This is a genomic window from Xanthomarina sp., from assembly GCF_035306705.1.
Lineage (GTDB): Bacteria > Bacteroidota > Bacteroidia > Flavobacteriales > Flavobacteriaceae > Xanthomarina.
On record NZ_DATGNO010000083.1, the window covers coordinates 30,548 to 55,694 of the forward strand.

General features: G+C 36.6%; 24 protein-coding genes and 2 pseudogenes. 16 read left to right on the plus strand and 10 right to left on the minus strand.

Annotated elements, in window-relative coordinates; all coding sequences use genetic code 11:
* Positions 1-72 precede the first annotated feature (72 nt).
* From VKY47_RS07455 to VKY47_RS07500, 10 genes and pseudogenes are all read left to right on the plus strand, one after another.
* Complete coding sequence (locus VKY47_RS07455; protein ID WP_324311684.1) at positions 73-1,221, plus strand: aminotransferase class I/II-fold pyridoxal phosphate-dependent enzyme; 1,149 nt, start codon at positions 73-75, stop codon at positions 1,219-1,221.
* A complete protein-coding gene (locus tag VKY47_RS07460) occupies positions 1,218-1,631 on the plus strand; it encodes a putative signal transducing protein (RefSeq protein WP_324311685.1) in 414 nt (137 codons plus the stop codon). The genes VKY47_RS07455 and VKY47_RS07460 overlap by 4 nt, the downstream gene beginning before the upstream one ends.
* An 86-nt stretch (positions 1,632-1,717) precedes the next feature.
* The gene (bioD, locus tag VKY47_RS07465; protein WP_324311687.1) at positions 1,718-2,335 is read left to right on the plus strand and encodes a dethiobiotin synthase; all 618 of its coding nucleotides are present in this window, start codon (positions 1,718-1,720) and stop codon (positions 2,333-2,335) included.
* 134 nt (positions 2,336-2,469) lie between these two features.
* Positions 2,470-3,735 (plus strand): adenosylmethionine--8-amino-7-oxononanoate transaminase, encoded by a 1,266-nt coding sequence (gene bioA, locus VKY47_RS07470; protein ID WP_324311688.1) that lies wholly within the window; start codon positions 2,470-2,472, stop codon positions 3,733-3,735.
* 21 nt (positions 3,736-3,756) lie between these two features.
* Positions 3,757-4,920, plus strand: coding sequence for a beta-ketoacyl synthase N-terminal-like domain-containing protein (locus tag VKY47_RS07475; RefSeq protein WP_324311689.1), 1,164 nt, complete (start codon positions 3,757-3,759; stop codon positions 4,918-4,920).
* 10 nt (positions 4,921-4,930) lie between these two features.
* A complete protein-coding gene (locus VKY47_RS07480; RefSeq protein ID WP_324311692.1) occupies positions 4,931-5,887 on the plus strand; it encodes an alpha/beta fold hydrolase in 957 nt (318 codons plus the stop codon).
* Between the two features lie 32 nt (positions 5,888-5,919).
* Positions 5,920-7,014, plus strand: a complete 1,095-nt coding sequence (gene bioB / locus VKY47_RS07485; protein WP_324311694.1) for a biotin synthase BioB — start codon at positions 5,920-5,922, stop codon at positions 7,012-7,014.
* 170 nt (positions 7,015-7,184) lie between these two features.
* Positions 7,185-8,051 (plus strand): cupin-like domain-containing protein, encoded by an 867-nt coding sequence (locus tag VKY47_RS07490; protein WP_324311718.1) that lies wholly within the window; start codon positions 7,185-7,187, stop codon positions 8,049-8,051.
* Positions 8,026-8,235: pseudogene (locus VKY47_RS07495) on the plus strand (type II toxin-antitoxin system RelE/ParE family toxin); the annotation flags it as partial. The gene VKY47_RS07490 and the pseudogene VKY47_RS07495, both read left to right, overlap by 26 nt.
* 12 nt (positions 8,236-8,247) lie before the next feature.
* Positions 8,248-8,551, plus strand: a pseudogene (locus VKY47_RS07500) (HigA family addiction module antitoxin).
* Positions 8,552-8,643: 92 nt separating this feature from the next.
* On the opposite strand, the gene nadD reads toward VKY47_RS07500, so the two are convergent.
* The 3 genes from nadD to VKY47_RS07515 are packed head-to-tail and all read right to left on the minus strand — an operon-like array spanning position 8,644 to position 10,727.
* Positions 8,644-9,222, minus strand: coding sequence for a nicotinate (nicotinamide) nucleotide adenylyltransferase (gene nadD, locus VKY47_RS07505; protein ID WP_324311695.1), 579 nt, complete (start codon positions 9,220-9,222; stop codon positions 8,644-8,646).
* A gap of 2 nt (positions 9,223-9,224) precedes the next feature.
* Entirely contained in the window at positions 9,225-9,818 is a 594-nt protein-coding gene (gmk, locus tag VKY47_RS07510) for a guanylate kinase (RefSeq protein ID WP_414731217.1), read from the minus strand.
* Positions 9,819-9,869: 51 nt separating this feature from the next.
* On the minus strand, positions 9,870-10,727 hold the full coding sequence (locus VKY47_RS07515) for a YicC/YloC family endoribonuclease (RefSeq protein WP_324311696.1): 858 nt from the start codon (positions 10,725-10,727) through the stop codon (positions 9,870-9,872).
* 112 nt (positions 10,728-10,839) lie between these two features.
* Here VKY47_RS07515 and VKY47_RS07520 point away from each other — a divergent pair, with 112 nt between their 5' ends.
* Positions 10,840-11,322, plus strand: coding sequence for an acyl-CoA thioesterase (locus VKY47_RS07520; protein ID WP_324311697.1), 483 nt, complete (start codon positions 10,840-10,842; stop codon positions 11,320-11,322).
* Positions 11,323-11,438: 116 nt separating this feature from the next.
* Here the strand turns inward: VKY47_RS07520 and VKY47_RS07525 are convergent, their stop codons facing one another.
* The gene (locus VKY47_RS07525; protein ID WP_324311699.1) at positions 11,439-11,792 is read right to left on the minus strand and encodes an arsenate reductase family protein; all 354 of its coding nucleotides are present in this window, start codon (positions 11,790-11,792) and stop codon (positions 11,439-11,441) included.
* A gap of 109 nt (positions 11,793-11,901) precedes the next feature.
* On the opposite strand from VKY47_RS07525, the gene VKY47_RS07530 reads away from it, so the two are divergent.
* A complete protein-coding gene (locus tag VKY47_RS07530) occupies positions 11,902-12,357 on the plus strand; it encodes a DinB family protein (protein ID WP_324311701.1) in 456 nt (151 codons plus the stop codon).
* Here VKY47_RS07530 and VKY47_RS07535 read toward each other — a convergent pair.
* Entirely contained in the window at positions 12,352-13,068 is a 717-nt protein-coding gene (locus tag VKY47_RS07535) for a DUF3298 and DUF4163 domain-containing protein (RefSeq protein WP_324311702.1), read from the minus strand. The two genes, VKY47_RS07530 and VKY47_RS07535, sit on opposite strands and share 6 nt — an antisense overlap.
* A gap of 165 nt (positions 13,069-13,233) precedes the next feature.
* Between VKY47_RS07535 and VKY47_RS07540 the strand changes: the two genes are divergently transcribed.
* Positions 13,234-14,373 (plus strand): cystathionine gamma-synthase, encoded by a 1,140-nt coding sequence (locus tag VKY47_RS07540; RefSeq protein ID WP_324311703.1) that lies wholly within the window; start codon positions 13,234-13,236, stop codon positions 14,371-14,373.
* Positions 14,374-14,431: 58 nt separating this feature from the next.
* On the opposite strand, the gene VKY47_RS07545 is transcribed toward VKY47_RS07540, so the two are convergent.
* The 3 genes from VKY47_RS07545 to VKY47_RS07555 all read right to left on the minus strand — a co-directional run bounded on the left by VKY47_RS07545 (position 14,432) and on the right by VKY47_RS07555 (position 18,110).
* A complete protein-coding gene (locus VKY47_RS07545; protein WP_324311705.1) occupies positions 14,432-15,211 on the minus strand; it encodes a THC0290_0291 family protein in 780 nt (259 codons plus the stop codon).
* A 479-nt stretch (positions 15,212-15,690) separates the two neighbouring features.
* Positions 15,691-16,785: an alginate O-acetyltransferase AlgX-related protein gene (locus VKY47_RS07550; protein WP_324311707.1), complete on the minus strand. Its 1,095-nt coding sequence runs from the start codon at positions 16,783-16,785 to the stop codon at positions 15,691-15,693.
* On the minus strand, positions 16,785-18,110 hold the full coding sequence (locus tag VKY47_RS07555; protein ID WP_324311708.1) for an MBOAT family O-acyltransferase: 1,326 nt from the start codon (positions 18,108-18,110) through the stop codon (positions 16,785-16,787). Before VKY47_RS07555 ends, VKY47_RS07550 begins: the two co-directional genes overlap by 1 nt.
* Positions 18,111-18,296: 186 nt before the next feature.
* On the opposite strand from VKY47_RS07555, the gene porZ reads away from it, so the two are divergent.
* The 3 genes from porZ to VKY47_RS07570 are packed head-to-tail and all read left to right on the plus strand — an operon-like array spanning position 18,297 to position 23,829.
* On the plus strand, positions 18,297-20,675 hold the full coding sequence (gene porZ, locus VKY47_RS07560) for a type IX secretion system anionic LPS delivery protein PorZ (RefSeq protein WP_324311709.1): 2,379 nt from the start codon (positions 18,297-18,299) through the stop codon (positions 20,673-20,675).
* The gene (recO, locus tag VKY47_RS07565; RefSeq protein ID WP_324311711.1) at positions 20,675-21,397 is read left to right on the plus strand and encodes a DNA repair protein RecO; all 723 of its coding nucleotides are present in this window, start codon (positions 20,675-20,677) and stop codon (positions 21,395-21,397) included. The genes porZ and recO overlap by 1 nt, the downstream gene beginning before the upstream one ends.
* Positions 21,398-21,414: 17 nt before the next feature.
* Positions 21,415-23,829 carry a TonB-dependent receptor plug domain-containing protein gene (locus tag VKY47_RS07570; RefSeq protein WP_324311713.1) on the plus strand — a complete coding sequence of 805 codons (2,415 nt, stop codon included), beginning with the start codon at positions 21,415-21,417 and terminating at the stop codon, positions 23,827-23,829.
* A gap of 251 nt (positions 23,830-24,080) precedes the next feature.
* Here VKY47_RS07570 and VKY47_RS07575 read toward each other — a convergent pair whose 3' ends face one another.
* Together VKY47_RS07575 and VKY47_RS07580 are read right to left on the minus strand one after the other, a co-directional pair.
* Positions 24,081-24,278, minus strand: a complete 198-nt coding sequence (locus tag VKY47_RS07575; RefSeq protein WP_324311715.1) for a hypothetical protein — start codon at positions 24,276-24,278, stop codon at positions 24,081-24,083.
* A 73-nt stretch (positions 24,279-24,351) separates the two neighbouring features.
* The coding region (locus VKY47_RS07580) for a T9SS type A sorting domain-containing protein (protein WP_324311716.1) at positions 24,352-25,147 on the minus strand (796 nt) is incomplete at its 5' end.

Genomic DNA, 25,147 nt, shown 5'->3' on the forward strand with positions numbered 1-25,147 from the left:
AAAGCTCTAAGATACGATGTTTTTTAATTCTGAAACTTGAACGGCTTGTGGCTCTTTCGTATCTTTGAACTTATGCTTCCGAAAAAACTTCAAGAGAAAATAAATCAACGTAAATCCCAAAACATGTTACGTGAATTGGGTAAGCAACATAACCTGATAGATTTTTCATCCAACGACTATCTAGGTTTTTCCCGATCGAAAGAGATCTTCGATATGACACATCATTATTTGAAATCTAAAAATTTATCTAGAAATGGAGCAACAGGTTCCCGATTATTATCTGGAAATTTTAAGTTATATCAGGAGGTAGAAGATATTTTAAGTGAGTTTCATCATTCAGAATCTGCCCTGATCTTCAATTCTGGTTACAATGCCAATCTTGGATTTTTTGCTTCCGTACCTCAAAGAGGCGATGTTATTTTTTACGACGAGTATATTCATGCATCCATAAGAGATGGTATTAGTATGAGTCATGCAAAAGCCTATAAATTTAAACACAACAATTTAGACGATCTTGAAAAGAAATGTCACACGGAGCGCAACCGAAATCCTATAGAAACCGAAATATATATCGTTACAGAATCTGTTTTTTCTATGGATGGAAATTCACCAAACCTAAAATCCTTGGTGCATTTAAGTAAAGAGTATCGGGCATATCTAATTGTCGATGAGGCACATGCCACGGGAGTTTTTGGAAAAAACGGATCTGGATTGCTTCAAGAACTTGAATTGGAAAATGAGGTATTTGCAAGAATAATCACTTTTGGAAAAGCACTTGGAAGTCATGGTGCAGCTGTGCTAGGAAGTAAGGAACTCACTCAATATTTAATCAATTTTGCGCGTTCGTTTATCTATACCACAGCACTTCCTCCACATACGTTAATGACCATAAAATCTATTTATATCGAATTGCCTAAAACGCATGAAATTTCGAAATTGTTCCAAAAAATAAACTTTTTTAAATTACAACTCATGAACAACCATTTGGAGGAGAATTTTATAGAAAGTAATTCTCCAATTCAATGTTGTATTATTCAGGGAAATAGTCAAGTAAAAGCCATTTCCAACGAGCTTTTAGGAAAGGGATTTGATGTAAAACCCATTCTTTCGCCAACAGTACCTGAAGGCGAAGAGCGTTTGAGGTTTTGTTTGCACAGTTTCAATTCAGAAAAGGAAATAAAAGAAGTTGTAGAAATATTGGCTTCACTTTTAAAAATATGACAGACACATTTAAAACTATTGCCAGATTCCAGTATTCTTCCGAAGCACAAATCATAAAAGGCCGTTTGGAAGCAGATGGAATTGAAGTTTTTCTCTCAGATAATTTAACCATCGACACCGATCCATTAATTAGCAATGCCATTGGAGGAGTCAAGTTAAAAGTATATTCTCATCAAAGTGAAACAGCTTTGGAAATTCTAAATGCAATCAACAAATATTCAGTGGATGATGAGGGTCAGGCCATAATTTGTCCAACCTGTAAAAGCAAAAAAATAGAACTCTTTTCCACCATTAAAGACGCCAAATCATTAATATGGTTTATTTTTGGAGTCTTATTTTCAGCGCTTCCATTTTATACCAGACACAAGTATCGATGCGAAGCCTGCCAAACCGAATTCGATTTAAAATGAAACTCCAAGGTTCAAAACTTTGAGACCCAAGGAAATTATTAATTGAGAGTTCCATACAATCGATAAGAAACAATAAGTATAGACACATGAAAACCTATTTTGTTACTGGAATCTCTACAGAAATTGGAAAAACCATTGCTTCAGCTATTTTGGTAGAAGCACTTCAAGCAGATTACTGGAAGCCCATTCAAGCTGGAGAATTGGATGATAGCGATACCCATAAAGTGGAGAGATTGATTTCCAATAAAACATCTAAATTCCATCCCAATAGCTACGCCTTAAAAACACCCATGAGTCCGCATGCAGCCGCAGATATAGATGGCGTTACTATCACTTTAAAAGATATTAAACCGCCAAAAACCAACAATCATTTGGTCATTGAGGGTGCTGGAGGCATTTTGGTTCCCATCAATCAAACGCAGACTATTTTAGATATTATTAAACCCGAATACCATGTAATTGTCGTTTCTAGACATTATTTAGGAAGCATCAATCACACGCTTTTAACGGTGAATTTGTTGAAAGAAAAAGGGTTTAAGGTAGCCATCATTTTCAGTGGGGACGAACATAAAACGACCGAAGATATCATCAAAAAAATGACTCAAGTTCCAATTATTGGACGAATAGATGAAGAACCTTATTTCGATAGAAACGTGATTTTGGAATATGCTGATAAATTCCAATCAGAGTTTTTAGGTTTATAAAACCTTGTAGGTTTAAGTAAGAGTGCACCACAATATAAACATATATTCGTGCGCCTACCAAACGGTAAGGCAAGTTCATGACAATAAAATAAAGACGAACCATTTAAAAAGATTTCTGCTTTCGCAGGAAATATATGACACTAAAAGAAAGAGATAAAAAACACCTGTGGCATCCGTTAACGCAGCACAAGCTGCATCCGGAAGCTATTGCTATTACAAAAGCAAAAGGCTGTGTATTAACAGACGAAGATGGCAAAGAATATATTGACGCCATTGCTTCTTGGTACACCTGTATGTACGGCCATTGCAACCCCTACATTACCAATCGGGTTGCCAACCAAATGCAGCAACTCGATCAAGTGGTTTTTAGCGGATTTACCCATGAACCAGCTGTCAAATTATCGGAGGCTTTAATAGAAATTCTTCCTAAAAACCAGAACAAGCTATTTTTTAGCGATAATGGCTCTACCTCTGTTGAAATAGGCATAAAAATGGCCTTGCAATTTCACTATAATCAAGGAAGAAAGCGCAATACCTTAATTGCTTTTGAAGATGGGTTTCATGGGGATACCTTTGGAGCCATGAGTGTTTCTGGCTTATCGGTTTACAACGGACCTTTCGAGGAATTTTTTTTAGACGTAAAACGCATTCCAACTCCCAATGGAAGCAATCACGAAGCCATTCTAAAAGCGTTACAAGAAATAGTGGAAACACATAAAGTGGCAGGCTTTGTTTACGAACCTTTGGTACAAGGAGCTGCTGCTATGAAAATGCACAATGCAGAAGGCTTAGAGCGTATTTTAAAATTCTGTAAAGAGCATCATATTGTAACGGTGGCCGATGAGGTGATGACAGGTTTCGGGAAAACCGGAAAGCATTTCGCTTCAGATTATATGCAAACCAAACCAGATATCATGTGTTTAAGCAAAGCCTTGACTGCTGGTTTAATGCCTATGGCAATTACCTCTTGTTCGCAAGAAATTTACGAGGCTTTTTATAGTGATGATATTGGAAAAGGGCTCTTCCACGGCCACACGTATTCGGCAAATCCTCTGGCCTGTACAGCTGCTTTGGCTGGCATCGAATTGTTGCAGTCCGAAGAGATTCAGAAAAACATCCAGCACATTAAAGCCTCACATGAAGCATTTAATGTGCGAATAAAAAATCATCCAAAAGTAAAATCTACCAGACAAACAGGTATTATTTTTGCTTTGGATTTAAACACGGAAATGGCGCGTTATGGAAACTTAAGAGATAAGTTATTTGAGTTTTTTATGGATAAAGGTGTTTTTCTTCGTCCTTTAGGAAGCACGATTTATATTCAAGCGCCTTTTGTAATTACTGATGAACAATTGCAAAAAGTCTATCAAACCATAGAGAACAGTCTGTCAATAGTTTAATTTTGAAAAATTGTATGTGTTATGTTGCCTATTTCCATTGTTAGCTTAGCAAGTTTATCGCCTTTAGGGAAAACACCTGAAGAGACCTGGCAAGCCTATAAGTCCCCAGAGCATTGTTTTTCTGAGAAGGAAGGCAATCTGGTTGCTGGAATGTCTAAGGAATTAAAAAAAGAAATCGAAGAATTAAGGCTGTCAGACATAAAATTCAAAGCATTGGACGATTCGGTGTTATTTGCTATTTATGCGTCTAGAAGGGCTGTAGACCAGGCTGGGTGGAAGGCAAGTGATAACTTCGGGATTAATATAGGTTCCTCTCGTGGTGCGACCTCGCTTTTTGAAAAACATCATGCAGATTTTTTAAATAACTCGAAACTAAATCCGTTAAGTTCGCCAACCACAACCCTTGGAAATATCTCCTCCTGGGTGGCACACGATTTACAAACCCAAGGTCCGGAAATTTCCCACTCCATTACCTGTTCCACGGCTTTACATGCTTTATTAAACGGAATTGCTTGGTTGAATTCTGGTATGTGCAACAAATTTTTGGTGGGTGGAACCGAAGCACCCCTAACGCCGTTTACTATGGCCCAAATGCAAGCCCTTAAAATTTATTGTCCTCCAGAGCGAAGCGAAGCAGCTTTTCCCTGTCGTGCGCTGGATCTAGAAAAAACCCAAAACACGATGATTCTTAGCGAAGCGGCTTCCATGGCATGTTTAGAAAAAGGCGAACATCCAAAGGCCTTGGCTAAAATAATAGGTGTGGGTTATGCCACTGAAATTTTAGAACACAATGCCTCTTTATCCACCGATGCTCTGTGTTTTCAACGTTCCATGAAAATGGCTTTAGGTACTATAAATCCTAATGAAATTGATGTGATTGTCACACATACACCAGGAACAATAAAAGGAGATTTGGCAGAAATAGCGGCTATTAAAAAAATATTTGGAGAGCAACATCCAGTCTTAACAACCAACAAGTGGAAGTTAGGGCATAGTTTGGGTGCTAGTGGCATGTTAAATATTGAAATGGCTGTTGTTATGCTGCAACATCAGGAGTTTATTCCTGTGCCTTTTATTGAACAGGAAAAACCTAAAAAAATTAAGTATATTTTGGTAAATGCGGTTGGATTTGGTGGAAATGCGGTGTCAATTCTTTTAACAAATTACTTATATTCACGTAATTAAATTTAAATATATGAAACAGCTATGGCTCTTAATTTTTTGTCTTCCCATTTTGGGCTTTTCACAAGTAGATCCAAATATTTTTGAAAAATTTGAATCTAAATTCTACAACATAGATGGCTATAAAATAAATGTGGAAGTCTTAGGAACGGGCGATCCCATTTTCTTTTTACCTGGAGGCCCAGGAAATTCACATGATTATATGCAAGGAAATTTTGGACAGTATTACAAAACAAATACGGTTGTTTTTTTCGATTTTCTGGGAAGAGGAAAAAGTGATGATGCCAAGAATGTTTCCGAATACACCGTAGAAAATGATGTAGAACTCATAGAAAAATTACGTAAGCTTTTAAAGTATGATAAAATCTCCTTAGTGGGGCATTCATACGGAACCGTTCCTGCTCAAGCGTATGCCATAAAGTACCCAGAGCATCTTGATAAAATGGTGCTGATTAATGGGTTCCATTCTGGAGCTATGTGGCAGGCCAATTGCGATAGTTACAATCATTATGCAAAAACACATTTTCCTGAAAAATGGAAACAAGTCGATTCGCTTCGCGCCTTAGGTTATGTGTCCAGCCAAGAACCATTAAAAACCATTTATGGGAATTTCCCAACCAAATACATCTACTACCACAATACAAGTTTAAAACAAAATGTGCCAAAGGAAAAGCATAGAGGCTGGGCAAACGATGTCTATGTGGAAATGATTGGACCTGATGGCGATTTTGCGGTATCTGGAAGTATGATAAATCAGGATTACAGACAAAAATTAAAAGATGTTAAGGCAAAAACCTTAATTATTGCAGGACGCTACGATGGTGTGTCCACACCCGAATTTGCAGTTCAGTATAAAGTTTTCATGCCTCAAGCCCAATTTGAAATGTTTGAGCAAAGCGCTCACAATCCGTATTTAGAAGAGCCAGAAAAATTTTATGCCCTTTTCGAGAGCTTTTTCAATATAAAATGAGTTATTTTTGAACCACACTACAAACCAAAAACATGAGTGAAATAAGACACAACTGGACCAAAGAACAAATTTTAGAAATCTATAACAAACCCATGATGGAATTACTTTATGAAGCAGCAACCATCCATCGTTTACATCACGATCCAAATGTGGTTCAGGTATCTACCTTGCTTTCAATAAAAACGGGAGGTTGTTCGGAAGATTGTGGCTATTGTCCTCAAGCAGCTCGGTATCATACCAATGTAGAAGGCAACGATTTAATGACGGTAACACAAGTAAAAGCTCAGGCTTTACGTGCTAAGGAAACAGGAAGTTCTCGCGTGTGCATGGGAGCAGCTTGGAGAAATGTAAAGGATGGCGAAGAATTTGATCAAGTGTTGGAAATGGTTAGAACCATTAATAAACTGGACATGGAAGTGTGCTGTACTTTAGGAATGGTGACCGAAAATCAGGCGAAACGCTTAGCGGAAGCGGGTCTGTATGCGTACAATCATAATTTGGATTCGTCTGAAGAATATTATAAAGAAGTTATTTCCACGCGAGGGTATCAAGACAGATTGGATACCATAGGAAATGTGCGTAAAACCAATGTCACGGTTTGCTCTGGAGGAATTATTGGAATGGGTGAAACCATAGAGGATAGAGCAGGCATGTTAGTGGCTTTATCTACTTTAGATCCACAGCCGGAATCTACGCCAATCAATGCGTTGGTTGCCGTGGAAGGCACGCCTTTGGAAGATGAGAAACCTGTTGAGATTTGGGAGATGATCCGTATGGTAGCAACAGCTAGAATTGTGATGCCAGAAACCCAAGTGCGATTAAGCGCAGGAAGAACCCAAATGAGTAGGGAAGGACAGGCCATGTGCTTTTTTGCCGGAGCCAATTCTATTTTTGCGGGAGATAAACTATTAACAACCCCAAATCCAGATGTGCACGAGGACATGAAAATGTTCGAGCTTTTAGGAATGATCCCTCAAAAGCCTTTCACCAAAAAAGTACAGCCTCAAACGGTCGAAGCTTCAGAGTCAGAATATCAAGCCTTGGGCGAAAAACCTAGATGGACCAGACCTGACCATAAAATTGAACGCAACGAAGTTTTCAAGGAAAAAGCCAAAAAAATCCAGTAAAAACAGGAATATCATTGGGATAACACAGTCACGTATATAAGAAATTCCTGGTAAAAATGGAATTGGAGGATAAACCAGATCAAAACATAAAATGAATTGCAACGAAGTTGCCAAATAAAAGCTTGAAATAGCTTTTGAATATTATTTTTTAAGCTCTTAACCTTTAGATGTTGAAATTAAATTTGCAAGACATTCCACGTGTTGAATCTATCTCTAAAGAAGACTTTATAAAACACTACTTTAAACCACAAAAACCTGTGGTTATAGAACGATTTATTACCGATTGGCCTGCATTTACGAAATGGGATTTAGATTATTTTAAGGAATTGGCAGGAGATAAAATGGTGTCGCTCTACGACGATAGACCCGTATCTCACCAAGATGGTTTTAATCAACCTCATGCAAAAATGACCTTGGGAGAGTATGTGGATTTGCTTAAGAGCGAACCTACAAAATACCGTATTTTTCTTTGGAATATTTTAAAGGAAGTCCCAGAACTTCAAAACGATTTTAAGCATCTGGATTTAGGATTAAAACTCTTGAAAAAACTTCCCATGTTGTTTTTTGGTGGCAAGGATTCGCACACCTTTATGCATTATGATATTGATTTAGCCAATATTTTTCACATTCATTTTTACGGGGAAAAAGAAATTATCCTTTTCGACCAGAAGCAAAATAAATACTTATATAAAGTGCCACATGCGTTAATTACTCGCGAAGACATTGATTTTTCCAATCCAGATTTAGAAAAATGGCCAGCTTTAAAACACGCCAAAGGGTTTAAAACACAATTAAATCATGGCGAAATTCTATATATGCCTGAAGGTTATTGGCATTATATGAAATATAAAACCACGGGCTTTTCTATGAGTTTAAGGGCCATTCCAAGAAACCCCAAAAATCTAGCAAAGGCCATCTACAATTTTTTTATCATGAGATTTTTTGATAATGCCATGAGACGAATAAATGGTCAAAAATGGATTGATTGGAAGAATGAGCAAGCCATTTTGAGAACTTCAAAATATGGGACGTCGTAAATTGAGAATGTTGAACAATTCTCAAAAACTTGCCGATTTGCGAATTCCACCATCCTACCGACTTGAAAAACTTACTGGAAAATTAAATAAATTTTATAGCATTCGGATTAATAAACAATGACGGATTATTTTCATTTGGGAAAAAGGAAACTTTAGTGAAGTTGAAATAGTCGATTATCATTAAATACTATTAAAAATGGAAAAGTTGGCAAATGTACATCCTGGGTAAAATACTGAATTAAAAGTTTTTTGAGCCACTAAAAGTTATGGCATACCGGCTTTCAAAGGATTTGAAAATACCACAGACACGAATCTCGGAAATTATAAAAGGAAATCGCAGAATTATTGCAGCCACTGCTTTGCGATTGAGCAAATATTTTGGAAATTCAGCTAAATTCTGGCTTGGAATTCAAAATAATTATAACATCGAAGAAGAAAAGAAGTCTAAGAGATTGGAATTGAATGAAATAAAACATTACGGAAATAAAGACGCTGCCTAACATGGGCTCCGAGTAATTGCATGCTCTTGCAGACTTCTGGATCTAGAAACGTCTGTACCTGCGAACTTTCAGTTTAATATTTACTTGTCAACTTACTTATAAAAACTCATTTCATCCAGATATTCCCAAACATGTTGAGGTAACATGGGTTTCACATTTTTACCGGCTTTAATGGATTTTCTAATAAAGGTGGAAGAAAGTTCCATGATGGGAGCCTGAACATGATGAATTTTTTTGTGCCCATCAAACTGGGTGTCCACAGTGCCTTCAGATAAACGAGGATAAGTGTAAATATCATGATTCTCTAAAATAAGCTCATAATTTTTCCACTTGTGAAAACTCTTTAAATTATCCTCTCCCATAATTAAACTAAATTCATGGTTCGGGTATTTCTCTTCTAAATACACCAGAGTGTTTATGGTATAATTGGGTTGAGGCAAGTTGAATTCGATGTTGCTCGGACTTAAAGCATCGTAGTCTTTTGTAGCGCGATAAACCATCTCTAAACGTTGGTAATTATCTAATAAGGTGCTTTTCTTTTTAAACGGGTTGTGTGGGGTAACTACAAACCAGATGTGATCCAAATCGCTATGTTCCACCAAATGATTGGCAATAATAAGATGCCCAATATGAATGGGATTAAAAGAACCAAAAAACAGTCCTATCTTCATTTTTAGAGGGTTTTGTTTATAAAGTTGCCTACTAAATTTTCGGCTTCTCTAAGTGCGTTGTCTAGGTTATCATTTTCTATAATCACATCAAATAATGGGGCTGTGGCCAATTCGGCAGAAGCTTTGGCAATGCGCATATTAATTTTGTCAGCGCTTTCGGTTTCCCGCTTTTTTAACCGTATTTTAAGCTCGTCGATACTTGGAGGTTTTACAAAAATAGCTAAGGTTTCGTCTGGGAATTTTCGCTTAATACGCAAGCCTCCAGATACATCAATATCGAAAATAACATGTTTGCCATGGGCCCAAATACGTTCTACTTCCGTTTTTAAAGTGCCATAGAAATTATCGCGATAGACTTCTTCCCATTCTAGAAATTCGTCGTTCTTTATTTTCTGCTTAAATTCTGAAGCCGATAAAAAATAATAATCTTTTCCGTGGGTTTCTGTTCCTCTTTTTTCTCTGGAAGTCGCAGAAATGGAAAACTCCAAATTTAATAAGTCTTGATTTAAAAGGTGCCTCACTATAGTGGTTTTTCCAGAACCCGATGGCGCTGAGAAGACAATGAGTTTACCCTTTTTTGTGTGGTTATTTGTCACAAATATATTTTTAATTTATTGAATCTTGAATTTTAAATCTTGAACCTTAAATTAAAGCACATTCAATAGCTGTTCCTTAATTTTCTCTAATTCATCTTTCATTTGCACCACTAGTTTTTGCATAGGTGCATAATTACTTTTAGAACCAATGGTGTTTATTTCCCTTCCAAGTTCTTGAGCAATAAAACCTAGCTTTTTCCCATTGGAATCATCCGAGTTGAGCGCCGAATTAAAATAGTCCAAATGATTTTTTAAACGTACTTTTTCTTCAGTGATATCGAATTTTTCGATATAAAAAACCAGTTCTTGTTCAAATCTGTTTTCATCTACCTTCTCCTTCAATTCTTCAACGCCTTTGCGCAAACGTTCTCTAACGCCTTCAATACGTTCAGGGTCCATGGCAACAACCTGCTCTAAAAGGTCTTCAATATTGGTTAATCGGAGTTTGAATTCGGTTTCAAGTACTTTCCCTTCATCCAGTCTATACGTCTCAATGTTTTTTAAGGCTACTTTCACTTCATTTAAAATAGTTTCCCACTCATCTTCATCAATGTCATCGCGCTCTGTGTTTAAAGTATCTGGAAAACGAACGGCCATTTTTAGCAATTCGGTTTCGTCGCCATCAACAATATCCTTTAATTGTTTGATGTATTGTCGGATAACGGTTTTGTTTAATTGGGTGGTACTTTCTTCCCCGGTCATTTCCACATATAAGGAGAAATCTATTTTTCCACGCTCCAAGGCCGTACCTATAAGTTTTCTTAAAGACAACTCCTTCTCTCTGTAAATAGAAGGCATTCTGGCATTCAAATCGAGATTTTTACTGTTAAGCGATTTTATTTCAATGGAAATCTTTTTTGTTGGCAATTGCAAAATCGATTTGCCGTAACCGGTCATGGAGTGTATCATATCTCGTTTTTAAAGTTGCACAAAGGTAGGAAAAACTAAGGGCTTAGAAAATACTATTTTCACCATGCACGCATAATAAAATAATGTAATTTTGTTTTTTAAATAAGGAAACATGTATACAAAACAGTTTGAGATTAGATGGAGCGATGTAGATGCCAATAGACACTTGGCAAATAGTGCTTATACTAATTTTATGAGCCATACCAGAATGGCATTTTTAATGGAAATGGGTTTTAATATGAAAACCTTGGCAGAGTACAATTTGGGCCCTGTGGTATTCTATGAACACATGTTTTATTTTAAAGAAGCTTTTATGGGACATCCGCTAACAGTTAGCTTGGAGGTTTCGGGCTTAAGTGAAGATGGCATGTTTTTTAAGTTTGAACATAACTTTTACAATCACAAAGGCGAAAACATAGCTAGTTGCGACATGTTTGGTGCCTGGATCGATTTGTCTACAAGAAAACTGGTGGGTCTTCCCGAAAAATTATTGGCCATTGAAAACACCTTTCCTAAAACCAAAGACTATAAAACATTAACGAAGGAAGATACCAGAGGAGAATCGGGTAGAAAACCTGTGCATTTAACAACATAGCTTGGGCTTTTTGGCTACCAAAAAACGCTATTAAAAGGGGGCTTGCTGCACTAGGCTTCACCAATTATATAGGGCTGCTTCGTATAAACAGAACGGTAATGTCAAGAGCCTTAGTGCTATCCATGAAGGGCCTCTTTGGCTTCCTGGGTGGTTTTTCTAGAATTTCCAATAAATATCTGATCGTCAAAAACGAGGACAGGACGACTCAAAAAAGTGTAATGTTCTAAGATATACTGTTTGTAATCAGATTCTTTTAAATCTTGGTTTTTTAAATCCATCTCCTTGTAAAGTTTGGCACGTTTACTAAAAAGAGCTTCGTAAGAACCAGCCAATGCATTCATTTCCTCTAATTGTTTGACCGTAATCGCTTCATTTTTGATGTCTTGTAAAACAAAATCCGATGGCAAATTCCATTCTTTTAAAATGCGTAAACAAGTACTGCAAGTCTTTAAATAATAAACCTTTTTCATTTTTTGCTCACGAAAGTGAGTGATATTTTTGGGTTGAACAAATTTTTTCACCCGTAAAGAACGCCCATTTTTAGTGAAAATTAATTACTTTTAAGCAAAATTTTAAAACATGGATTGGGCGTTTGATATCACCTTAAAAAATAGAGTTATTTTTAAAAATTTCTTAGAAACCTATAGCTTGGAAGAACTTAATAAAGTGCCAAAAGGGTTTAATAATAATATAATTTGGAATGTGGCTCACACCATCGTCACCCAGCAATTATTGGTTTACAATTTGTCTGGTCTGCCCATGCTTGTGCCAAACAACCTGGTGGAGATGTATAGAAAAGGCACAAAACCAGAGCGTGATGTGACCCAAGCTGAGGTCGATACCATTAAAAGTTTGCTTTTTTCTACCCTCGAAAAAACACAGGAGGATTATGGCAACAAGTTATTTAAAAACTATACAGAGTACACGGTAACTACAAAAAGTGTTATCACGACTGTGGAGGAAGCCATAGATTTCAACAACTTCCACGAGGGCATTCATTTAGGCTATATTATGGCTTTAAAAAAGTGTTTATAGGTAATTTAAAGAACTTTGCAATTCGCTCCAAGGAATATGTATTTCTGTTATCCCAGTGGAATACGGAGCAATTTCGTAAGCGTTGAAAAGTAAAACAACCCCCTCTTCGGTAAACCCAATATTTTCTGGTAATTTAAAATTATCCGGTTCAAAATATAGTTCTCGCTTGTCGGCAATTTCTTCATAGAAATAAGTTTTCGCCAAATTGGTGAAGCTTAGGTAGTCTTCAAATAAGTCTTCGTTTTTTAACTGTTTCCCGGTTTGGGCATTAAAATTTAAAAAGGAGATGGCTAAATTGCCATGTGCGCCTCCCGTATTTAAATAAGTGGTTAGGGAGATGGAGATAACATCCGGAGATTGATACATAACGTCTCCATCAATTTGCGCTTCCCAAGCTACAACGCTATCTGGGAAATCGGCTTTAAAACGATTGAATTCATCATTAAATAAATCGATGCTCTCCGAAACTGTTTTCGGTGCAGAACCTTCGAGTTCTTCGATACCTAAGGAGTTGATAATTAATTGATCAACAGCTGTATTGATGGCCTTAGAAACGGCATCATCACCAGTAGCTTCAGGAATGTTTATTTCAACCAGTTTATTGGTGGCAGTGGTCTTGTTTATTTCTTTAAACTCAAGAGGTTTTTCCTCTTTACAAGTCTGTGAAATCAAGGAAACTAGAACAGCATAAACAAAAATTTTAAAGCGCATGGCACATAAGGATTTAGATAAGGATAAAGGTAGTTATTGTATTTGAATACGCCGAATTAAACGGTAACTTTGTGACAATACTTTTTATGCTTTTTTTTAGTAAATGGATAAAAGTATAAACGGTTTTAAAACCACATTTTTATTAATAGAAACACTTTAGTACAAATGAAATTTAACACCAAAACAATCCATGGAGGCCAAGAGCCCGATCCGGCTTACGGATCTGTCATGCCTCCAATTTATCAAACCTCAACCTACGCACAAACAACGCCTGGAGGACATAAGGGCTACGAGTATTCAAGAACCCATAATCCTACTAGAAGCGCTTTGGAAAGTGCCTTTGCTAGTATAGAAAACGGAAACTACGGTTTGGCCTTTGGTTCTGGCTTGGCAGCTATAGATGCCGTTTTAAAGCTACTAAAATCTGGGGATGAAGTTATTTCAACCAACGACTTGTATGGGGGTTCCTATAGGTTGTTCACCGCAATTTATAAGAAATTCGGGATAAAGTTTCATTTTATTGGCATGCATGAGGCTCATAATATCGAAGCGTATATTAATGAAAACACAAAACTGCTTTGGGTAGAAACCCCAACCAACCCAATGATGAACATTATCGATATGAAAGCGTGTTCAACGATTGCCAAAAAACACAAGCTGCTCTTAGCGGTCGATAACACCTTTGCAACGCCTTATTTGCAGCAGCCTTTAAACTTAGGTGCGGACATCGTAATGCATTCGGCCACAAAGTACCTTGGGGGACATAGCGATGTGGTTATGGGGGCACTTATTGTAAAAGATAAAGAACTGGCAGATAAATTATATTTTATTCAAAATGCCAGCGGTGCTGTTTGTGGTCCTCAAGATAGTTTTTTGGTATTGCGAGGCATCAAAACACTTCATGTTAGAATGCAGCGGCATTGTGAAAACGGAAAAGCCATAGCCGAATATTTGGCAGCACATCCAAAAGTCGAAAAGGTGTATTGGCCAGGTTTTGAAACCCATCCAAACCACGCAATTGCAAAAGCTCAAATGTCCGATTTTGGAGGCATGATTTCATTTAGCACCAAAGGAAATAATTACAAAGAAGCGATTAGAATTGTTGAAAATTTAAAGATTTTTACCTTAGCGGAATCTTTAGGAGGAGTCGAGTCCTTGGCTGGACACCCAGCAAGTATGACGCATGCAAGCATTCCAAAAGAAGAGCGTGAAAAAACCGGAGTCGTGGACTCACTAATTAGATTGAGTGTTGGAATTGAAGATATAGACGATTTAATTGCCGATTTAAAACAGGCCATCAATTAATTGCAACAAAAAAACCCAAGAGATGTTCTTGGGTTTTTTTGTATGTTGGTTTTAAGGTTTAATCCAAGTAATAGATATATCCAAAATTCAACCAAATCAACCAGTCATTGTGTTTATTCGAATCTAATTGATGGTTTAGGCCGTCTATCCAATCGTTGCCAAAGTATTGCATCCTCAGGTCCATCATCAAATCGGAATCCCTGGATAATTTATATCTCACCCCAAGACTAGAAACTACAGACCAAGTACTACCAGGAGAAGGATCGATAGAACCAGGTTCCCAAGCACCCCAGAAATTATCTGCATTTAAAATATTTTGATCGTCAAAAGACGTAGCTGCTTTTGGACGGTAGGCCGTATAATGAACTCCCAAACTTACAAAAGGAGCAAAACGATAGGCAAAGGCTTGGAAATCACGAATACTTAAAGGAAAATATTCCAATTGCATCCCAATGTCAAAGTTATTGGCTTCCCCTGTGTGGGCTCTTAGTTTTTCAGCTTCTTCAGAACTCCCTTCAGCCCATTTCCCATGGTGATCGAGTTTCGTTTGATTGTAGGAAATTTCACTTCGTAATTTAAAATGATCGTTAAAATAGCTGTCTGTAGTATAGCAATCACATTCAGCACTATATGAAAAATTCAAATAGTGGATAATACCAATTCCATAACCAGAATTCCCGAAGTTCGTGCCTTCGTCTTGACGAACACCATAATCTGATCTAAATTGAACTGGGCCTACTATTGCGCCAATTTCATGTGAAAATCCAAGTTGAGCGAAACCAAAATGAGTTCCAACAAGTAGGAGAAAGGATACGGATAACAGTTTCAAATTGCGCATATAAGCATTCGATAATTAGGCATAATGTTAAACAAATATATAAAAACACAGCAAACCACCAAATAAATCAATTAAAACGAAGCGATTAAGATGATTCTTTTTTTTTAACGATATAAATCTATGAATTTATTCTACAAGTTGTATTGCGGAAAATTAGAAAATAACAATTAATTTTTAAAGATAATGTATATTTGTTGTACAAATTAACAAATTAATACAATACTATTAATTTTCTATAAAATGTAATGCCAAAGGGATGGTTTTTTTAATGAATAATATAGCTTGTATAGATTCGTGTTTTTTAAAGTTTCCTACAAAAAGCATCTAGCTAAAACACATGTCCTATAATGTTTTTAACAAGACTAACTCAGCTATAAATTAGAAGAAAAGGCAAGTATAATTGATTTTCTAGAGTCATGTTTACTAGGTTTTATAAGTCGCTGTATTGTCAATAGAAAAGAGATAATTAAACAAACCGTCTAGTCTACCAGAAAGCTTTTTTCACCGAGAAGGAGATCAATATTTCGCTCAACAATTTCGAAAATAACCATATCTGGCTTTTCTTGTTCCAATTGTTTTTTGCTAATACTATAGGTTTTTAAATAGTGTATATTTCCAAAGCTTTCATTAAAATAAGGCATCCAGATATAGGAAAATGAATCGTAATACATAAAAAGATTTAAGTGGTTATCTGTATGGATAACGTTATAATTTTCTACGTTGCGCGTCTTTAATCTCGCTTTTGTTGGTGTTTTTTTAGTTAGTGTTAAAGCAGATTCTTCGATGTCGAGATTAATCATTTTAATAATATCTCCTTGGGCCACAGGTTTAACTTCTAAATGATAATCTGTTAATGCCACAGTAGGAATCGTGAAATCTTGGTTCAAACGCTTTAACGTTTCTTGATAACCAATAAAAGCGCCATAATCGTTCCAATGGGAATCGGTTTTTAAATATACCAGATTTTCATCTTTTTCTGCTAATAAGGCTTCCGTTAAATCAATAATTTCAAATTCGATGGTAGTTTTTAAATAAATCTTTAGGCCATCTAATTTAGATTCCTGTTGTTTAAGCTTAAACGGTAAATAGGCTTTGTAAATACTGTTTTTGTTAGGGGGTACTACCACATAAAAAGCAATGTTCTTTTCAGCTAGATAATTTTTAATTTCCAAAATCCTATTGCTAATGTCCTTCAATTCGCTAGCGCTAAATGGATTGTTTCCAAAAGCATTATCCAGGGTGTTGTTATAACTGTTCCCAAGAAAATACCAGTCGTTTAAACCTTTTACGACTTTATTTGGTAGAGGTGTTTCATTCAATACCTCAAATTTAAAATCGATATAATTATTTACAAGCGTGGTTTTCAAACCAAAATTTTCCGGATAATAATTTTTAAATTGTGTCAGGAACGCTTTCGGATGCTTTAAATTAAAATCGGGCAAGGAGTTAAAAGCTCTGTTTTCATTGTTTTCAGTAGTTTCTAAATGAAATAACATAACCATATTAGGAGCTATGAGCATCACTAAAAAAAGGATGATAAATATAAGTTGTCCTATGTTTTTTTGGTGCTTCATTAAAATCTGAAATAGATAAATGGGTTATAAGAATCCGTAGCGATATACGTGAAACAAATAATCAATAACATAAAAAGCCCTATGGATTTTAGCGGGGAAAACAGGGTGTAATTAGTGAATGTCATGGTTGAATGGGTCGTATAATACATGACTTTTTTGTAAATGGGCGTGGATAATATAAGTGCTGCAAACAATACAAAAATAAGTTCTTTTGTTAAATAGTAGTTTAAAAATTCCATATTGGTTTGAAGTGAAAAATTAAACATGGTAGCAATATATTGGAAGGAATCGGCCATAGTATCGCTTCTAAAAAATACCCAGGATATATTTAGAACAAAAATAACATAAACATGCGAAAGCAGTGCTGGTACTTTTAAGTGTTTATTTTCTAAAACACGTTCAATAATTAAAAACATCCCATGGAAAAGGCCCCAAAAAACAAAGGTCCAACTAGCACCATGCCACAAACCTGTAATAAAAAAAACAATAATTAAATGAATATAGGTGCGCCAAGGTCCTTTTCTGTTTCCGCCAAGGGAGATATACAAATAATCTCTAAACCAGGTGGAAAGGGTGATGTGCCAACGCCTCCAAAACTCTCTGATAGACTTGGCAATATATGGGTAGTTAAAGTTTTCCGGAAAATTAAAACCAAACATCTTACCTAATCCTATAGCCATATCGGAATAACCGGAGAAATCAAAATAAATTTGAAAACTATAAGCAATAATGCCCAGCCAGGCAATAATTGCGGACGATTCGGATGCGGGTAGATTAAAAACACCATCGGCTAATAGCGCACAATTATTGGCAATAATCATTTTTTTAGATAGGCCAATAATAAAGCGCTCCACCCCTTCATAGAAAAGAGAAGTGGTTACAGTTCTGTTTTTTAATTCCTTCTCAATAACGGCATATCTCACAATAGGACCGGCAATTAATTGTGGAAATAAGGTAACATAGGTTGCGAAATCAATAAAATTCTTGGAGGCTTTTACTTGACCTCGATACACATCTATGGTGTACGACATGGTTTGAAAGGTATAAAAGCTAATTCCTAAAGGCAAGGCAATATTTGAAAATTGAAGCGCGTTTTCCGAACTCATATTTAGAAATTCCAAGGCGCCTATTAAATTCCCTGAAATAAAATTAGCATACTTAAAATATAAAAGAATAGAGACATTAAAGCCAATGGAAAAGTATAAACCAAGCCTTCTTTTTCCGTAACTTATAAGTAGTCCGCTGGTATAATCAACCAAGGTGGATAAAAGTATCAATACAACCAATTCCTTTTCTCCCCACGTATAAAAGAAGAGACTAAACACAAGTAATGTGTAGTTCTTAAACCTTTTAGGCGTTAAAAAATAGATAAGCAAAACCGCCGGAAGGAATAAAAATAAAAATATCGGACTGCTAAATAACATGAAATAAGCCTAGTTAATAAAACCAAAAATACAATAAATTATAGTATTTTTGGTTTAAACTATACGCTTAAACAACACCTAATTTTAATGAAGAGAATCCAATACAAGCTATTACTTTTTTTGACACTTTTTCTAGTCTCAAATATAGTTTTAAGTCAAGATTATTCTGAAAACTGGAAAGGACATTTTTCGTTTTTAAATATTCAGAGTGTAACTAGGGGCGATACAAAAATATATGCGGCGGCAGACAATGCTGTTTTTAGTTATGATACGTTAACTAAAGAGACGAAGCAAATTACAACCATAAATGGCTTGTCTGGCGAAATGATTACCACCATTTACTATAGTCAAATCTATGGCCTGTTGCTTATTGGTTATGAAAACGGGCTCATGGAAATAGTTTTTGAAGATGATGGCGACGTGTTAACCATTGTTGATATTAAGAACAAACCAAGCATTCCACCTCAAATTAAAAGAATCAACCACTTTAATGTAATTGATAATTTAGTGTATGTGTCTACAAGTTATGGCATCTCTGTTTACGATCTTCAATACTTGGAATTTGGCGACACGTATTTTATTGGCGATGGTGGGTCTCAAATAAAAGTGAACCAAACAGCGGTTTATAATGGCTATATTTATGCAGCCTGCGATACAAATAGTGCTGGAATAAGAAAAGCATGGCTTTCAAGTCCAAACCTAATCGACTTTAACGAATGGCAAAGAATACGCTCCGGAAATTATAGATTCATTCAAGAAGTAAATAATCACCTATATACAGTTCAAACCAACAATGTGTTATTTGGAATTGATGAAAATGATGTGTTTACAAGTTTAAATACCTACCCAATTCTGCCAACCGACATGGTTAGTGTGGATAATAACTTATTGGTAACCACTAAAGATCATGTTTTTGTTTATGACGAAGGGTTTAATGAAATAGCTGTTGTAAACCAAGTGAGTACCTATCCAACCGTATTTTTCTGTGCCACTATTTTAGAAAATAACAAGGTTTATGTGGGAACTAGAAACATTGTTAATCTAGGAAAACCTGGATTTGGAATTTTGGAAACCCAGTTAAACGATGTAACTAATTTCAATGAAATCCATCCCGATGGTCCTTTAATGAATCGGGTGTTCTCCATCGAAACTAGAAACAGTAACCTATGGTGTACATTTGGCGGTTATTCAGCGTCCTATAATTTTAATGGCGGTATACCTTATACGGGCCTAAGTCATTATGTTAATGAACAGTGGATCAATAAGCCCTACGATTCTATTGCCGCCGTAATAACTAGACCCCTGCACTTATCCAATATGTCTATTAATCCATTTAATCCAGACCAAGTGTATGTGGGTTCCTATTATTCGGGTTTAATAGATGTTCAAAATAATGAGATTATAGAACTTTATAATCAAGACAACAGTACCATCGTTCCGTTTGCTGCAGATCTTCACCTAACATTAACTTCCAATTTTGATTCCCAAGGATCGCTTTGGGTTACTAATGGACGGGTCAATAAGCCCTTAAATAGATTTAAGGATGGGCAATGGACTTCTTACGATTTAACAGGAATTATCAATCCTCCAACAGGAAACTTAGGTTTTTCTGATATTGTTTTCGATCCGTCTGGCAATGTGTTTTTCGGTTCTTATATTGCCGGAATTGTGGGTTTAAACATATCCGGAAATGGAATCTTTAAAAACATCGTGAACGAGAGTCAGAACATGCCTACCCAATACGTGACTGCTCTTGCCATAGATAAAAGCAATCAAATCTGGATTGGTACCAGTAAAGGATTACGTGTTTTATATAGTACAGCAAACTTTTTTACTGAAAGTAATCCCCAGGTCCAAGCAATTATAATTTTGGAGGACGACGTGCCCAAAGAACTCATGTATCAACAGTTTATATCCGATATCGAAGTCGATGGCGCCAATAACAAATGGATTTCTGTAATTGGTTCCGGTGTTTTTTATCTGTCGGCCGATGGTCAAAAAACCATTTATCATTTTACTAAGGACAACTCCCCACTACCAAGTAACGATATTGGCGATATCTCCATAGACGAGGTAAATGGAAATGTATATTTCGCCAGTCGAAATGGTTTGGTTTCCTTTGGTTCTGGTAGCTCACAAACAACAGCAACCCTAGAAAATGCGTTTATTTTCCCGAATCCCGTACGGCCAGATTTTAATATGGCAGATAAAAAAGTAAAGATTAGAGGGATAACCGATAACATGAACATTAAAATTACAGACATTGAAGGCAATCTGGTAGCCGAAGCCCAATCTAAAACCAATTCGCGTTATAAGGGCTATAATTTGGAGATTGATGGAGGTACAGCCTATTGGAATGGAAAAAACCTAGGAAACAATACCGTGGCTTCTGGGGTCTATTTAATCATGTTATCCGATTTAGAAACCTTCGAAACTAAAGTGATCAAATTAATGATCGTGAGATAATGCTAACCACCACAAATGCCATTGTTTTATCTAAAATTAAATACAGGGACAACGATTTAATTGTAAAGTGCTACACCCAAAAACATGGCCTGGTCAGTTATATTTTAAGACAGGTATCTAGCTCCAAAAAAGGAAGTTCCAAAACGGCCTATTTTCAACTCTTGTCCCAATTGCAACTGGTGGCCCTTCACAAAAACAACAGATCCTTACAGGAAGTTAAAGAGGTAAAAACACATTATATGTATGCCAGCCTGCATACCCATATCTTAAAAAGCTCCATCGTGTTTTTTTTGGCCGAAGTGCTTTCCAGCACCTTAAAAGAGGAGGAGGTCAATCCAAATCTTTACAGGTATTTGGAATCTAGCTTACAGTGGCTCGACACCAATACGGAGTACGCCAATTTTCACCTGCTTTTTTTATTACGACTAACCAAACATCTGGGTTTTTATCCGGAAATGGCCGAAAACGACGAGAATTGGTTCAATATAACGGAAGGAACTTTCGAAAATAGCAAAACAAATATATACGCTATTTCTGGTGAAAATATAAGCTTCCTTAAACAGCTCTTAGGCACAAGTTTTGATGAGTTACATGCAATTAAAATGAGCTCAAAGCAACGACAAGCGTTTTTAAAAATGATGCTAGTGTATTTTGAGTTTCATTTGGAAGGGTTTAGAAAACCACAATCTTTGGAGATTTTTAATCAAGTATTTAATTCGTGATTTTTTAATTAACCAGTATGAAACATGTTCTGTCCCTTTTTCTAGGGCTTTTTGTTATAACGCTTTCACAAGCCCAAAACATTCAGGTCTTGGAAAGCGAATCCCGTTTGCCCATTCCAGGAGTTTCTATTTACAATCAAACCAAAAGCACCACGCTCCTGACGGATTTTGATGGAAAAGCGTCTTTAGCTGCGTTTTCAGACTCCGAAACTATTTTCTTTGAAGACGCAATTCATATCCTAGTAAAAACCAACAAGTCTAAATTGACCGCCTTGAATCACATTATTTTGATGGAAGCTAAAATTGAAGGCCTGGATGAAGTGGTTATTTCGGCGTCACGATTCGAACAAAGCAAACGCGACATCCCTCAAAAAATTATCAGTATCGATGCTCAGAAAATGCAATTGGTCAATCCACAAACAAGTGCCGATTTATTGGAAAGTTCTGGAAATGTCTTTATTCAGAAAAGCCAACTTGGAGGTGGAAGTCCTATGATTAGAGGGTTTTCAACCAATAGATTGCTGCTTACAGTAGATGGTGTTCGAATGAACAATGCCATCTTTAGAAGCGGAAACCTTCAAAATGTAATTTCTATCGACCCCTTCGTCATCCAAAACACCGAAATTACTTTAGGCGCGGGCTCTGTCGTATATGGAAGCGATGCCATAGGTGGCGTGATGAGTTTTTACACAAAAAAACCACAGGTATCCTACTCAGATAACAGCTATGTTTCAGCCAATGCGGTGGCCAGATATGCTACGGCAAACAAGGAGAAAACAGGCCATGTGGATTTTAATATTGGCTTGGAAAAATGGGCTTTTTTAACGAGTGTGTCGTATTCCGATTTCGACGATTTGCGAATGGGAAGCCACGGACCAGATAATTATTTACGACCGGAATATGTGGTAACAACCAATGGCGAAGACCAAATGGTTCCAAACGCCCATCCTAAAGTGCAAATCCCAACGGGTTATAAGCAGTTAAACTTCATGCAAAAAGTGCGTTTTGAACCTCGAGAGAATTTGAATTTCGACTTGGGTTTAATCTACACAACCACCTCCGATTACTCAAGATACGACAGACTAATCAGATACAAAGGCGCTAATTTGCGTTCTGCCGAATGGTATTATGGCCCACAACAATGGTTTATGGGAAATCTGCAAATGACGAAAGTAAGCAGCAGCTCCAATCTCTACGATAAAATCCAAACCACCTTGGCCTATCAAAATTTCAAGGAAAGTAGAAACGATAGAAACTATCAAAAAACCAGCAAGGACATTCGCGAGGAAGCAGTGGATGCCTATTCTTTTAACGCCGATTTCGAAAAATCCCTCTCCCCAAAAACGGAAGTGTTTTATGGGGTAGAATATGTGTATAATAAGGTGAAATCTACGGGCGACATCCGAAACATAGTAACCAATGAAACCGAACCCACCGTTTCTAGATATCCAAATGGCTCCAATTGGCAGTCCATAGCAGCCTATACCAGCGTAAAGTTTAAGCCAAGCGATCAATTTATCTTTCAATCGGGGTTGCGTTACAATCAGATTTTAATGCATGCCGATTTTACTGAAAACAACCAATATCTGGATTTGCCATTTAATGAAACCGATTTAAATTTTGGAGCTCTAACAGGTTCGGCGGGAATTAGTTGGTTGCCAAACGACATCATGCAATGGAAGTTTAATCTCTCAACAGCTTTTAGAGCACCAAATATAGACGATATCGGGAAGGTTTTCGATTCCGAACCAGGTTCTGTTGTGGTACCAAATCCAGATTTAAAAGCCGAATATGCCTATGGAGGCGAGTTGGGCTTGACCTTAAATTTCGATGCGGTGGTAATTGTCAATCTAGCCACTTATTACACCTTTCTAGATCAGGCCTTGGTTAGAAAAGACTACAGCTTAAATGGCGAAACCGAAATTATGTACGATGGCGAATTAAGCCATGTACAAGCGGTTCAAAATGCGTCCGAAGCTCGGGTTTATGGGTTTGAAGCTGGCGTGCGCATCAATTTGTCAAAACACTTTAAAGTAACCTCCCAATACAATGTTACAGGAGGAAAAGAAGAAGATAATGGTAAGGAAATTCCAGTAAGACACGTATCTCCTAATTTTGGAAACACCCATTTTATTTGGCAAAAGGATAAGTTTTTGGTAGATGCCTTTGCGGAATACAACAGCGAATTGTCCTTTTATCAAATGGCACCTTCCGAACAGGAAAAAGACTATATGTATGCCTTGGACGCTAATGGAAATCCATACGCCCCATCCTGGTTCACGTTAAATCTTAGAACCCAATATCAAATTACAAAAGCAGCGACCATCACGGCCAGTTTAGAAAACATCACAGACCAACGCTATAAAACCTATTCCTCAGGAATCGCCTCCCCAGGCAGAAACTTCATTCTGTCCTTGATGTATAGTTTGTAGTTGGTTGGTAGTCATTGGTTAGTAGTTTACAGTGTATCAATGCCATCGATTTCCTTTTCGATTTCAACTTCAACTTCGATTTCAACTTCATATAGCTGGTAGTTCGTAGCTTACAGTTTGTATTAATGCCGTCCCGTCGATTTCAATTTCAACTTCAACTTCAACTTCAACTTCATTTAGCTGGTAGTTCGTAGTATAAAGTTTGTATTAAGGCCGTCCCGTCGATTTCAACTTCAAATTCAATTTCAACTTCATATAGCTGGTAGTTCGTATCTTACAGTTTGTATTAATGCACCCCACTTCGATTTCAATTTCAACTTCAACTTCACATAGCTGGTAGTTCGTAGTATAAAGTTTGTATTAAGGCAGCCCACTTCGATTTCAACTTCAACTTCAACTTCAACTTCAATTTCAACTTCAATTTCAATTTCATATAATCGGTAGCTCACAAGTCACCCTTAACTAACAATAAATATCACGTTCACAAAAAGTCCTCCCCTTAGGGAGGGTTGGATGGGCTATTTATTTTCGCTTCACAGCCTTCTTGCTAACAACATACCCATTAGCTAAGGTAATCTTAGCAATATAAGTAGCCTGACTTAAATTAGATAAATCATAAGTTTCTGAAGAACTGTTTCCTTTCAGCTTATAAATAGTGCGACCTAATAAATCGATAATCTCAACAGATTTTATCTCCTGATTATTAGGTACCGTAAATTGTACGTCTCCATTGGTATGTTCAATAATAGATACTTGGTTGGCTGAAATTTCGTTGTCATCTATAGATAAGAAGGAGTCTTTAAACACCAATTCAAAACGGTTGTTGAATTCACCAATGTCTGAAGTAAAAGAGTAAGGCGTCTCATTTAAATTATGAACCAACCCTAATAAATTATCTTTTATATAAATGATTTGATTTTCAGTTTCGAACAATCCATCTATATAGGCAATGGCAAAATTATAAGTTCCTTGCGAAACAATATTTACTCCTAATGGCACGGCATCTGTATCGACAAATGGCAAACTTCTACCTTGAATAATAAATGGTTCCTCTCCAATTAAAGAATATAATAATTGGGAAGATTTCACAGAGGTTCTAGCATCGTACATACGATCTCTTTCCATGGTAGCTCCATCCACATAACCAACTAGAATTCTATTCACACCTAGGGTTTCAGAAACCAGATCTAACCAAATCCGATGTTTTTCAGCGGTTGTATAATTTCTTTCTGTGCTGCGATAAAAAAGAGAGTTATCATAAGAACTGTTTCTCATGGAGTTATTAAATTCAATTACCGTGTTTGCTGGTGAGGCTTCA

What these genes read in the sequence shown, in the direction of transcription:
- bioD (WP_324311687.1), top strand. Translation starts at nt 1,718, where the DNA reads ATGAAAACCTATTTTGTTACTGGAATCTCTACAGAAATTGGAAAAACC.
- VKY47_RS07455 (WP_324311684.1), top strand. Translation starts at nt 73, where the DNA reads ATGCTTCCGAAAAAACTTCAAGAGAAAATAAATCAACGTAAATCCCAA.
- VKY47_RS07550 (WP_324311707.1), bottom strand. Translation starts at nt 16,785, where the DNA reads ATGAAGCACCAAAAAAACATAGGACAACTTATATTTATCATCCTTTTT.
- VKY47_RS07545 (WP_324311705.1), bottom strand. Translation starts at nt 15,211, where the DNA reads ATGCGCAATTTGAAACTGTTATCCGTATCCTTTCTCCTACTTGTTGGA.
- VKY47_RS07570 (WP_324311713.1), top strand. Translation starts at nt 21,415, where the DNA reads ATGAAACATGTTCTGTCCCTTTTTCTAGGGCTTTTTGTTATAACGCTT.
- VKY47_RS07540 (WP_324311703.1), top strand. Translation starts at nt 13,234, where the DNA reads ATGAAATTTAACACCAAAACAATCCATGGAGGCCAAGAGCCCGATCCG.
- VKY47_RS07515 (WP_324311696.1), bottom strand. Translation starts at nt 10,727, where the DNA reads ATGATACACTCCATGACCGGTTACGGCAAATCGATTTTGCAATTGCCA.
- VKY47_RS07520 (WP_324311697.1), top strand. Translation starts at nt 10,840, where the DNA reads ATGTATACAAAACAGTTTGAGATTAGATGGAGCGATGTAGATGCCAAT.
- VKY47_RS07525 (WP_324311699.1), bottom strand. Translation starts at nt 11,792, where the DNA reads ATGAAAAAGGTTTATTATTTAAAGACTTGCAGTACTTGTTTACGCATT.
- VKY47_RS07535 (WP_324311702.1), bottom strand. Translation starts at nt 13,068, where the DNA reads ATGCGCTTTAAAATTTTTGTTTATGCTGTTCTAGTTTCCTTGATTTCA.
- VKY47_RS07530 (WP_324311701.1), top strand. Translation starts at nt 11,902, where the DNA reads ATGGATTGGGCGTTTGATATCACCTTAAAAAATAGAGTTATTTTTAAA.
- recO (WP_324311711.1), top strand. Translation starts at nt 20,675, where the DNA reads ATGCTAACCACCACAAATGCCATTGTTTTATCTAAAATTAAATACAGG.
- bioA (WP_324311688.1), top strand. Translation starts at nt 2,470, where the DNA reads ATGACACTAAAAGAAAGAGATAAAAAACACCTGTGGCATCCGTTAACG.
- nadD (WP_324311695.1), bottom strand. Translation starts at nt 9,222, where the DNA reads ATGAAGATAGGACTGTTTTTTGGTTCTTTTAATCCCATTCATATTGGG.
- bioB (WP_324311694.1), top strand. Translation starts at nt 5,920, where the DNA reads ATGAGTGAAATAAGACACAACTGGACCAAAGAACAAATTTTAGAAATC.
- VKY47_RS07460 (WP_324311685.1), top strand. Translation starts at nt 1,218, where the DNA reads ATGACAGACACATTTAAAACTATTGCCAGATTCCAGTATTCTTCCGAA.
- porZ (WP_324311709.1), top strand. Translation starts at nt 18,297, where the DNA reads ATGAAGAGAATCCAATACAAGCTATTACTTTTTTTGACACTTTTTCTA.
- VKY47_RS07480 (WP_324311692.1), top strand. Translation starts at nt 4,931, where the DNA reads ATGAAACAGCTATGGCTCTTAATTTTTTGTCTTCCCATTTTGGGCTTT.
- VKY47_RS07475 (WP_324311689.1), top strand. Translation starts at nt 3,757, where the DNA reads ATGTTGCCTATTTCCATTGTTAGCTTAGCAAGTTTATCGCCTTTAGGG.